Here is a 5260-nt window from a genome sequence, read left to right on the forward strand (position 1 = left end):
CAACTTCTACTTCTCATTCTATAGTCTTGACTTTTACAAAGAAATAATAACAATGTGCCAAAAATACAACTACTAAGCATATTCTTCCATGAATATTGCTCATTACTAAAAAAGAAATTCCTAAAAATAAAGTTATCATGCCCATTATTTTCAACTTCTTTTTAATAGTCATACCTTCTTTCTTTTTTAAAGGTTCTATATTATTTTTATAAATTTCTGTCTGCAAAAACCAACAATTAAATTTTTCTGAACCATTTGCAAAGCAAGCTGTTGCCAATAATAAAAATGGTGTAGTTGGAAGTACCGGTATATATATCCCGAAAATACCTAATCCCAGCAATATAAAACCTAATAATATATATAATGTCTTCAAAATTTACTCCTTTTCTATTTTAAAATTTCGGCAATACTATTAACCTATTCTTAAATTTTTCTATACTCAATTTTGTATCATAAATCCTACTTATAGATTCTTCTGTCAATTCAACTTTAGGATCTCCTTTGAATTCAACTTTACCATTATACATTCCAACCACTTCATCTGAATACTGTAGCGCTTGATTTATATCGTGAAGTACCATTATTATGGTTGTTGATAATTCTTTATTTAATTTTTTTACCAATTCTAAAATTTCAATTTGATATTTTATGTCTAGATATGTTGTAGGTTCGTCCAAAAATAATATCTCTGTCTTTTGTGCAATTGACATTGCTATCCAAACTCTTTGCAATTGCCCTCCAGATAATTGACTAATAAACTTTTTTCTAATATCTTCTAATCCACATAATCTTATTGCAGTTTCTATTTCATAATTATCTTTTTCATCAAGTCCTTCCATAAATGATAGATATGGATTTCTACCATAACTAACCAAACTTTCAACATCTATATCTCCCACAAACTTATTCTGTTGATGTACTATAGCAACCTTTTTTGCAAAATCTTTTCGATTTATATCATCTATATTTTTGTCATTGAGTTTAATAATTCCGTGTCTTATTGGGAGTTCTTTAGTACATAGTTTAAAAAGTGTACTTTTCCCACACCCATTACTTCCAAGCAAAGTAGTTATTTTACCATTATCAAAAGTTAAAGATAAATCTTTTATCACGTGTTTACTTCCATAGTAAAAATTTAATTTTTTAATTTCCATATTTTTTACCTCTTACTTTTAATAGAACTATAAAAAATGGTCCACATATTGTAGTCATAATTATAGACGGAGATATTTCATATGGGTAAACTATAATTCTTCCCAGAGTATCTGCTCCAAGTAAAATAAAGCCACCTAATAAAGCTGAAAAAGGTATTAGGTATCTATGATTACTACCCACCACTATTCTTGCTATATGAGCTACTAATAGACCTAAAAAACCTATTACTCCAACTATAGCCGTTGCGACAGACGCTAACGCAACCGCTATTATTGAAATTATAAATCTATCTCTATTTACATTTACTCCTATAGCTTTCGCCGTCTTATCTTCTAAGCATAATAAATCACAACTTCTACCCAAAAACATTGATGCTACTAATCCAATTCCACCATATATTTCCATAATTTTTACGTCTTGCCAAGTCTTTTGAGCTACATTACCTTCTACTATCGCTTGAACTGTATTTAAATTCCCGCCTGAAATTGCGCTAATCGCTTGAGATATCCCCGAAAATGTCATACTCAAAGCTACCCCAACAAGTATTAATCTGATTGGATTTGTTCCTCTGTCCCATGCTAAGCTATATAGAATTAAGTACGCTAATATCCCTCCCATAATTGAAAATATAGGAGCTATAAAAAATAATGTTGGTGTAATTAATATAACTATTTTAGAGGCCAAGGAAGCTGCTGCGGAAATTCCTATTATTCCTGGGTCAGTAAGTGGATTTTGCATAACCGCTTGCAATAAAACTCCGGATACTGAAAGAGATGCTCCAGCTATAATGGCTATTATAATCCTTGGAAATCTCAAATCATAAACCGCAGCAACATCAGGATCAAATTCAACAAATAATCCTTTCGCAATTTGTGTAAAACTTAAATCTATACTACCTGTTTTACACGAATAAATAACTAATAACACTAACCCAAAGATTAAGATTAAATACTTAAAAAGTTTACCAACATTATTTTTCATAGAATATCTCTCCTAAATCATCTAAAGCCTCAGGATAATTAAACTTTGCACTCATTCCAAATTTAGAATGCTCTAAATCGTAAACTTTTTTATTTTTCACAGCTCCAAAATGTTTCCATATATCATTTGTTTCAAAATCTTTCTTAAACATTTCCTTAACTTGTTTAGGCATTGCATGAGATGTTCTCAAGATAATATCGGGTTCTTTATTTAGTATATCTTCTGTATTTATCGTCAAAAATTGTTTATTAGAACCTGAATACACATTTTCACCACCGGCTAATTTTACAAGACTCCCAACGTAAGAGTTTTCTGTAGCCACCACATAAGAACCCGGCAAACCCATTAAAATTAAAACCTTTGGAGATTTTTCTTTATTATATTTCTCATTAAAATCATCCACATTCTTTTTATATTCAGCTATTAATTTAGATGCCTGTTCCTTTCTTCCCAATAAATCGCCTATATCCGCTATACTTTTGTACATACCATCTAAATTATTTAAATTTAGAAATCCATAATTTAAGTTAGCAGCTTCATATTTAGGCAACAAATCAGAAATCAAACTCACAGGACTAAAAATATAATCAGGTTGCATCGATTTTATCTTCTCCATATCAGGAGTCATTGCAACGCCTATCTTCGGCAGATTTTCATATCTCTTTGGACATTTATCAATCTTACTATCCGCAACGGCTATAAGCTCTACTTCAAGCTTATCCATTATATATGCTGTTGCCATTGATGTTACAATAACTCTTGGTTTTTCCGGCGAAGCTAAATTATTCAAGTTTCTATTTTCTCTTTTTTGGTCAACACATCCTAATAATAGGAAAATACTTAAAAATATAGTAAAAATTTTAGTCTTCATCTTCTTCCACCATTCTATAGTTTTCTAACTTCAATCTTTTTAAATATAACATAGATGCTAATGCTGCACATGCTAAGAAAACTGTAATCAACGAAATTACACCTAAAATCATTCCTATAAATGCTTTTGTAATAAAACCCAATGGCCTTTTATCTAAATCTTTTTTTTCTCTTAAATCATCCTCTTCTCCAAGTAATTTTTTTAATTCTGGAGAATCTTTCATCAATAATCCGTGACTATAACCAAGTTCTTCAGATGATAAATTAGAATTTACAGATTTAGTTTCTATTTTTTCTCCAATTGAGTTTGAAGTTCTCTCAAAATTCCCCGTTGATTCAACTTTTAAATTTTCTATTTCACTCTCTCCATGAATTTCATTATTCAAACTCTCTTCCTCTAAAAGATTATTTTCATCCATTGCTATAAAATCTGTATTACCTTCAACAAAATTATCTACATCAAAATAAAAAATTATATCCCTTCCCATCGGTTCAACAAAAAAACTAGACCTTATAATCACATTTTTTGAAGGAATTTCAAATCTGTAGTCTCTTGTATCTCCATTAGTTTGAACTACTTCAGCTATAGCTGAGTAAAAATCAGAATCTCCTTTAACTTGAACTGCAAAAGTTTCATTTTTTATGTTAGACGCTAAATTAAATCTAACAGTCAAATAATATACTCCATCAACTTCTTCCAAAAAAGCTTGTTTATGTAATACATTTTCAGTCATTCCCTGACCAATCTCTGGATTATTCCCAGCATCCTCTATAATCCCTGTAATCGGATGAGAATAATAAGGCGTAGCTCTTCCAACTTCACTTCCGTAAGCAAAAATTTTTGAATTAAAAGTCACTAAAAAAACAAATAACAAACATATAAAAATTTTTTTCATCTTATTTCTTCCTCGCTCTTAATCTGCTATTTTCTTGAAATTCTTCAAGTATTATTTTGTAATTCCTGCTTAAAATAATTATTGAAACAACATTTATAAAAATTACTAAAACTCCTATTAAAAATATAACTAATCCATTTTCTCTTGCTTCTTGGTTATTTATATTTCTAAAAGATACTGCATCTACACTTGAAACCTTTTCTTGTACATTATTTATTTTTGAAGAAGTATTAATTGGAATATTTTTTGAGCTACTATTTTCATTTTTAAATTCACTTCTCTTTTAGTTTTTTTATTGGCATACTTTTACTAGATTTTTTCTTTATTTCATTTTTTTAAAGTCACCAATTTTATTCAATTTATCTACTTTCTCTTCTTTAACTACTACAAATTCACCTAAACTATCACTTTCTATAAAAAAGCATCCATCTTTTATTGAATAATTTAAATTTACTTTAATACCATCTTTAATTTGATAAATATTAGGATTATCTTCCGGTTTTATACTCTTTACAGGTATCCCGATATTCATAATACCTTTAGGTAAGATATTTTTTCTCAAACTTTGAATATCTTCTCTCCCATAAGGTATTTCTTCTAAATTCCCTAATGTTTCTAATTTATAAATTTCAACTATATCTAAAGGACTGAAAAGTTTATTTATTTCTTCTGACCTATCTGAAGTCAGTTTATTTGCATAAAAATTAAAGTCTTCATCAAATGTATTTTCTCTAAATTCTAAAATAAATGATTTATCTATCTTTTTCCCAGCTAAATTACTATTAAACAAAGGCTTTTTAATGCCTGTGTTAAATTTTTCTATAATTTCAGACTCTTTTAAATCTATCTTTTTAATTTTATCTAAATCTATATGTAGTCTAGCTTTTATCGGTTTATCTCCCATAGGTTCAACTTTAGGATCTACAAGCACTTCTAAATCATACGAATATTTTTTTATCGAAATCTTAAATACACTCGGTCGTCTTTCTAAACTCTCATCAACTTGAATAGAATAGTCATTTGCTTCAGCAGATATATAATTTTTTTCGTCCAAATAATATAAATTAACAAGTCCTGCTGTAATATTTTGTATCTGTATCTTATTCACATTAATGAATAAATAAGCTTGACCATTTTCAACCAATAACTCTCCAGTCTGATTTAATGCTACATTTCCCATAGATAGTTTATCTTCAACTGCATGCATTAATTTAATAGGAACTTTATAAATTCCATTTTCTAACTTTATAAATTCTTTTTCACTACTTTTTTCATTTAACTCCGATTGAAATTCAATTTTCTCATCACATTCTTCTGATAAACTTTTAGCTTGTATGAAATTTAAATTAACAATTATA

At 28.6% G+C, this 5260-nt stretch carries 5 protein-coding genes and 1 pseudogene; all 6 read right to left on the bottom strand.

The genetic code is table 11. The annotated features are described in order from the left end of the window. Positions 1 to 13 precede the first annotated feature (13 nt). Positions 14 to 373, bottom strand: coding sequence for a YbaN family protein (locus HMPREF9129_RS07615; RefSeq protein ID WP_004822195.1), 360 nt, complete (start codon positions 371 to 373; stop codon positions 14 to 16). Between the two features lie 19 nt (positions 374 to 392). Then, positions 393 to 1154: an ABC transporter ATP-binding protein gene (locus HMPREF9129_RS07620; RefSeq protein WP_004822196.1), complete on the bottom strand. Its 762-nt coding sequence runs from the start codon at positions 1152 to 1154 to the stop codon at positions 393 to 395. Continuing rightward, positions 1144 to 2136: a FecCD family ABC transporter permease gene (locus HMPREF9129_RS07625; protein WP_004822199.1), complete on the bottom strand. Its 993-nt coding sequence runs from the start codon at positions 2134 to 2136 to the stop codon at positions 1144 to 1146. The genes HMPREF9129_RS07620 and HMPREF9129_RS07625 overlap by 11 nt, the downstream gene beginning before the upstream one ends. Then, a complete protein-coding gene (gene isdE / locus HMPREF9129_RS07630; protein WP_004822200.1) occupies positions 2126 to 3007 on the bottom strand; it encodes a heme ABC transporter substrate-binding protein IsdE in 882 nt (293 codons plus the stop codon). The genes HMPREF9129_RS07625 and isdE overlap by 11 nt, the downstream gene beginning before the upstream one ends. Then, on the bottom strand, positions 2997 to 3902 hold the full coding sequence (locus tag HMPREF9129_RS07635; RefSeq protein WP_004822202.1) for a heme-binding Shp domain-containing protein: 906 nt from the start codon (positions 3900 to 3902) through the stop codon (positions 2997 to 2999). The genes isdE and HMPREF9129_RS07635 overlap by 11 nt, the downstream gene beginning before the upstream one ends. Before the next feature lie 322 nt (positions 3903 to 4224). Continuing rightward, positions 4225 to 5260, bottom strand: a pseudogene (locus HMPREF9129_RS07640) (NEAT domain-containing protein); the annotation flags it as partial.

The organism is Peptoniphilus indolicus ATCC 29427 (assembly GCF_000227315.1).
GTDB classification, from domain to species: Bacteria; Bacillota; Clostridia; order Tissierellales; family Peptoniphilaceae; genus Peptoniphilus; species Peptoniphilus indolicus.